The sequence below is a fragment of the Paenibacillus xylanivorans genome (assembly GCF_001280595.1).
GTDB classification, from domain to species: Bacteria; Bacillota; Bacilli; order Paenibacillales; family Paenibacillaceae; genus Paenibacillus; species Paenibacillus xylanivorans.
Genome location: NZ_LITU01000064.1, coordinates 74,119 through 79,839, shown reverse-complemented (window position 1 = coordinate 79,839; position 5,721 = coordinate 74,119). Strand labels below are relative to the sequence as shown.

Below are 5,721 nucleotides of genomic sequence, written 5' to 3'. Positions count from 1 at the left end.
CTTCACGAAGGAGCGGCAGCATCGCTTGGGTGACGGCGATGACGCCAAACACGTTCGTCTCGAACACTGCTCGTACCTCTTCTAGAGAGGCTACGCTTGGGCGCCCTGACTTCCCGATCTCCTCAAGAGGCCTGCCCGGCTGACCTTGGTGCGATATGCCCGCATTGTTCACGAGCACATCGAGACGACCGAGCTCGCCCCGGATGCGCTCTGCCGCAGCGGAGATGGAATCCTGATTTGTAACGTCGAGCTGGAGGGCGCGGGCATCCGCTCCTACGCTCTTCGCAGCCGTTTCCCCTTTCTCGAGACTGCGCGAGCCGACGATCACAGTGAAGCCGTGCGCCGTGAGATCTTTGGCGATTTGAAGACCAATTCCTTTATTGGCTCCGGTGACCAAGGCCACGGGTTTATCCTGCATAAGAAACAACTCCTTTAGTGGGGTTTTACTGCTCGATACAGGTTAATACATCAACTTTACACTCGACAGTTTTCTCTTGGGTTGATGTGTCAACCTAAATATAGGCTAACAACTTGTGGTTGATGTGTCAACCATGATATTATACTTGCATGGATATCAACAAAGTAAGCGAAGATGAAATGCGGATTTGGAATATGTGGAAAGGCTCCTTTAAGCGAATCTTCGGTCGCGTTATTAAGGAGCTTTCTGAACATACAGGGCTATCAGAAGGAGACTTTGGAATACTAGATCGGTTAGTCCAATTCGGAGATGGCAAGCTTCGCCAACAGGAACTAGCCGACTCGATGGACTGGGATAAGAGCAGATTATCCCATCATTTGACGCGGATGGAAAAACGGGGACTTGTTATAAGGAGCCCATTAGACGCAGATCGTGGTGTCCAAGTCATCATTACTTCTGCCGGAAAAGCAGCTTTGGATGAGGCCCTACCCATCGTCTCAATGGCAATACGCAAGTATTTTCTGGATCAATTAACCGATCAAGACATTGAATCGATTACGAAGCTGGCGGAAAGGACAAAAAGCGACCCTAGCCTCCGATAAACCCTCGTTGGCTTGATCGCTTTTCTGGCAGCCCATTTGATTCGGCTATTCCGCCAGTAGTGGGTAGCTCACCCCCTTTTCACCCTACTTGTGGTACGGTTCCCCGCGCTGTCGGTAACGGCAAGTTTTAGGGCCATCCATATGCGGAATGGCCCTTTCTTTGTATCTTTATTCAAAAGAAGCTAAGATTAAATGGTTCTACTTAATTTCACTTCAAAATTCGGTTTAGTAACATAGTCCATGTATTGCATTTTCCCATCGAGATTTAAATAGGCTTGATAACGTGTACGAATAGCTGGGGCTGTAATCATATCAAGCACTTGATCCTTTGCGACCCAGCGGCAATCTGATGTCTCTTCGGAAGTACATAACTGCCCGCCAACAGGCTTACAGACAAAGTCCAACATCACTTTCGTTGGCACATCAGTCACATTGTCATGCCATTTATGAACACTTGTGTTTGAGAATACTCCAAATAATTGCGAGACAATCACGTTCTAGCATTTGTTGGTACATATATCATATTCGTGACTTACAGGCAAAAGTCCCCTTCGATGTACACCATCATTTTGTAAGTGCAAATAAACTCGCACGCAGCGTTTCGACCGGAGCTCCTATCGTTGGTATGCTGTAAATAAGGGCTCCTGCGAGCTTTTCTTCAGATCACTTAACGCTACATGTGGGTACAGATCAGCTTAATGCGGCAAACAGCGAAAAGTTCACATCAGCAACAGACGGCAACAGCTTTTAATGGGACAGCAAGCAGATCATTGCGTATCACAGGAAATTTCCAGGCAAGTACAGATGTTGAAAGACGGACCATGGATTAACATGAGCAACCAGATCTCATAAGCAAAAAACCTTTCAACACACGATATTCAACGATCCCCGGAGTTGAGGTGACATTCAATACAACATCTCAGACGTGGAGCAATTTAAGCATGGTGGAAATATTTCCGATATGATTAACTTCATGCAGAACACTCGAGATGATCACTTCTTCGGTACATTCAGCTTTAAGAAAATTCTCCTTTACAGGCATTTCAAGTTTGTTCTGAAATCGTTCCTGAATTCGGTCTGGTTGCTCTTTCAATTGGATCACTAATAAATCCCAGTCAGGGGCGTCCTCTTCCCAGTCTGTCGGTCGCGTACCGCTTCTAAAAAATTTGCTGTAATGCACGGGAAGAGCCGAATTTTGATTGATCAGACCGAAAATCAATTGTTCCGTCATGACAAGAACATGTCCGATCTGCCAATGCAGATTGTTGTTAAAATGTTCAGGCACTATACTGCGCTTATTAATGGAACATTCCTCAACAAGCTTGAGCAGACGACTTCGATGTTTGCCCAATGTTTCGAATACAAAAGTCTCTCTCATTATATAAACCTCCCAAATTTTCTGATCGTCACTCTCCCTATATTGTATCGCTTCAATTGGAGCTTTTATGAAATTGTCGTCTGCGCTTTACAGTACTCATCCAGTCAGGAGTCCAAGTCTGCTCTTTGTCATCGATACGTTTGCCCGGTGGAACAATGGCATCGATAGCATCCAGCACATTGGTGTCGAGTCTCATCTGCGAACCGGACATATAAACTTCTAATTGTTCAAAGGTACGTGGTCCCCAAAGAGTAGATGTGACAGACGGATGACTTTGGGTAAACGCTATCGCCATATCCGCCAGTGAAATCCCCGCTTCATTAGCCAACTGTTGTAACTTCTCAATAATTTTAAACTTATATTCATTTTCAGCCAGCTCAGGATCTAATGTATCAGCATGCCCCTTTAATACGGCAGCACGCGAGTCGCTTTGCGCAGCCTGACCAGCCTTATATTTCCCAGTAAGTAAGCCGCCGGATAAGGGACTATACACAAATAGAGAAAGGTCGTAGCGTTGTGCTACTTCAGCAAGTTCAAATTCCATTCTTCGATTAATCATGGAATATGGTGTTTGCTCACTCACAAATCGTTGAATACGATAGCGTTCACTGATGTTTTGGGCCTGAACCATTTGCCATCCCAAATGATTTGAAGTACCGATATGTTGAATTTTCCCTTCTACCACCAAATCTTGCAACGTTGTTAGGATTTCCTCATAGGCAACAAATTCAAAGGGAAGATACAGCTGATAAAGATCTATATAATCGGTTTGCAAACGCGATAGGCTTTGTTCGATAGCTGTTCGTATCCAACGGCGAGAAGCACCACTTTGATTTATTTTATCAGCAGCTTCAGCTTCCGCTCCAAATTTAGTCGCTAACATAACATCTTGGCGCTTGTTCTTAATGGCTTTACCGATAATACGTTCTGATTCTCCCTTCCCATAAATATTGGATGTATCAATCAGATTGATTCCAAAGTCTAATGCCGCATCACTCTTGGATGATAAAACGTTAAATCTGTGAAGCGACTTCTTGTACTGCTAGTTAGTTTCCCCCTTCTAGTCTTCTACACAAGCAACAGTCTCAAGGCACCATATTCTATTCTATGGTGGCAGTTATGATTGCAAGGAGAAAAAAAACGGAGAAAGCCGTTTTTTATTAGGGAGGAATCACCTTGAGACAACCCCGAAGACTGTGGATTCTCACGAATGAATACGAGCCTTATATTATTGGGGGATTAGGGACAGCAGTTACTAATTTGACAAAGGCGTATGTGCGTAGCGGTGTTCATACCACCGTCCTGACCCAGAGCAGTAATTCCTCAATCAGTATTACGAAAAGCGAGCGGCTGTGTATCGTTCGCTTCCCGACAAGAGCACCCTACTACTCAATGAAGACACGACAGTTTAATCCCGCCGCTATAGAGCGATGGATTGAGCATCAAGGGATCCAGAAACCAAACGGAATTCACGTACACAGCTTGCAGTTCGCCAACTTATCGAAATATTATAAATCGAAACACCAGATTCCGATTATATATACTAGTCACTCTCTGGTTTCTCGAGAAAAGGGTGCTGTAAGCAAGAAAAAACAGATAAGGATTGATCAACAGGTCTTACTGTTAAAGAAGACAAGTAAGATCACCATCCCAAGCCGGTCGGAACTCTACAAGCTAAAGAAGCTATATCCCTTCGTCGCAGGAAAAACCGCTGTCGTCAACCATGGCATAGTCTTGCACAAATCAGAGACACGACTATCACGGCGACACCTTTTATACGTTGGCAGACTCGTTCCGTTAAAAGGGATAGAACCTCTACTGAAAGCTATTTCAATATTGAAACAAGATGGTAATAAAGTTTGGCTAGATTTGGTCGGAACAGGTTCTAACCGTTATGTACTACAACTGAAGGCGCTTGCCAGAAAGCTCGACATATCGTCCGAGGTGCGTTGGCTCGGGTTCCGCAGTCAAAGCCAAGTGCAGAAAATGTATGCTACTTATGGTGCAGTGGTGATGCCCAGTTCCCAGGAATCATTCGGGTTGGTAGCGCTTGAGGCGCTGGCCAGTGAAATTCCGTTGGTATCAACCCGGGCTGGAGGACTTGCCGATTTTGTGAACAACAGCGTAGCCCAAACGATATCCAGAGCGAACGGTACAGCAATTGCCGCATCTATTAAAGCAATGTGGAGCAACAAAAAGCTCACTGACAAGCGGGTTGCCGCTGGTAGCCGGCTTGCGTCACGTTATCAATGGCCGCAGGCTGCTAACCGGTATAAGCACCTATTTCGACAACTCCAGGGTAGTAACACCTCAGATAAGGGAGGTATGATCGACCATGCGCACTAATCTAGAAGTCGAACGGCTTTCCGAAAAATTCGGAATTCGAGCGAAACGAACGGAAGTTATTAAAAAAGGCGTTTATCGAATAACAGCTGCGGGCGGATTAGATTATTGTTTAAAGAGAATGTCGAATTCTCCCAACGAGCTACGCTGGATTGACAAGACACTGCAGCGGATACAGCGCAAAGGATCAATTCAGCTCGGCTGGCGCAACCTTCGCGAAAATCCTGGCAAACCTTTGTTTGCCAAGTTAAAACAAAAAAGCCCAACTTCTTTTATTCTTACCCCATGGCTGAATGGCCCCTGGCCCTCATCGGCTTCCAAAAAGCAAATGAGAGAATGCGGCATTTTGCTTGCTAAGTTTCATCAGAATGGTGCTCAGATTAGCATTCCAGCTCTCGGGAAGCAAAATATGCTGGGATCATGGCCCAGCTTACTTCGCGTTGAACAGAGAAAGCTGCTCGCCAACATCCGGAAGGCAAGAAGAAACGGCTTTAATAGTCCGCTTGACCGCTTGCTCCAAACGTATGGCAGCGAACTATTGAATATGGCGCAAACTTCGATGCGGGAATTACGAGTGGGCAGCTACCGCTCTATATGTAAAAAAACGAGGCCAACTTTATGCCACGGAGATTTCGGTCCAACCAATGTGATCAGAACGAGAAAAGGCAACGGTTTGATCGATTTTGAAACGTTGAGACTGGATCTGCGAGCGTATGATTTAAATCGTGCTATTTATAACTTTTGTCAGGGTCACAACTGGAACTTCTCCGTCGCTGAATCATTTTTGGATGGTTATCAGACTATCTTCAAGCTGAAGCGAGAGGACTACGAAATGTTGAAGGTGCTCCTTCGATTCCCCCGGGGCATATGTAGACTCATAGATAATTATGACAAGAGAACAGCGAAAGTGAAGCGCAAGGTCGAACTTGATTTCCCGCAAATTCTATCCCACGAACGGCAGAGGGCTGCGTTCCTAAGGA

At 45.4% G+C, this 5,721-nt stretch carries 6 protein-coding genes and 1 pseudogene; 3 read left to right on the top strand and 4 right to left on the bottom strand.

Translation table 11 applies throughout. The features are described 5' to 3' along the window. On the bottom strand, nucleotides 1-418 hold a 418-nt coding region (locus AMS66_RS17310; protein WP_144424523.1), incomplete at its 3' end, for an SDR family NAD(P)-dependent oxidoreductase. A 149-nt stretch (nucleotides 419-567) separates the two neighbouring features. On the opposite strand from AMS66_RS17310, the gene AMS66_RS17305 reads away from it, so the two are divergent. After that, a complete protein-coding gene (locus AMS66_RS17305) occupies nucleotides 568-1,020 on the top strand; it encodes a MarR family winged helix-turn-helix transcriptional regulator (protein WP_053781988.1) in 453 nt (150 codons plus the stop codon). Between the two features lie 188 nt (nucleotides 1,021-1,208). Here AMS66_RS17305 and AMS66_RS32355 read toward each other — a convergent pair whose 3' ends face one another. The 3 genes and pseudogenes from AMS66_RS32355 to AMS66_RS17295 form a co-directional block, all read right to left on the bottom strand. Continuing rightward, nucleotides 1,209-1,451, bottom strand: a complete 243-nt coding sequence (locus AMS66_RS32355) for an NUDIX hydrolase (RefSeq protein ID WP_330219328.1) — start codon at nucleotides 1,449-1,451, stop codon at nucleotides 1,209-1,211. Nucleotides 1,452-1,939: 488 nt separating this feature from the next. After that, nucleotides 1,940-2,398, bottom strand: a complete 459-nt coding sequence (locus AMS66_RS17300; protein ID WP_053781987.1) for a DinB family protein — start codon at nucleotides 2,396-2,398, stop codon at nucleotides 1,940-1,942. A gap of 52 nt (nucleotides 2,399-2,450) precedes the next feature. Continuing rightward, nucleotides 2,451-3,380, bottom strand: a pseudogene (locus tag AMS66_RS17295) (aldo/keto reductase); the annotation flags it as partial. Nucleotides 3,381-3,574: 194 nt separating this feature from the next. Between AMS66_RS17295 and AMS66_RS17290 the strand changes: the two are divergent. Both AMS66_RS17290 and AMS66_RS17285 read left to right on the top strand, forming a co-directional pair. Continuing rightward, nucleotides 3,575-4,744: a glycosyltransferase family 4 protein gene (locus AMS66_RS17290; protein WP_053781985.1), complete on the top strand. Its 1,170-nt coding sequence runs from the start codon at nucleotides 3,575-3,577 to the stop codon at nucleotides 4,742-4,744. Beyond that, the coding region (locus AMS66_RS17285; RefSeq protein ID WP_053781984.1) for a phosphotransferase at nucleotides 4,734-5,721 on the top strand (988 nt) is incomplete at its 3' end. The genes AMS66_RS17290 and AMS66_RS17285, both read left to right, overlap by 11 nt.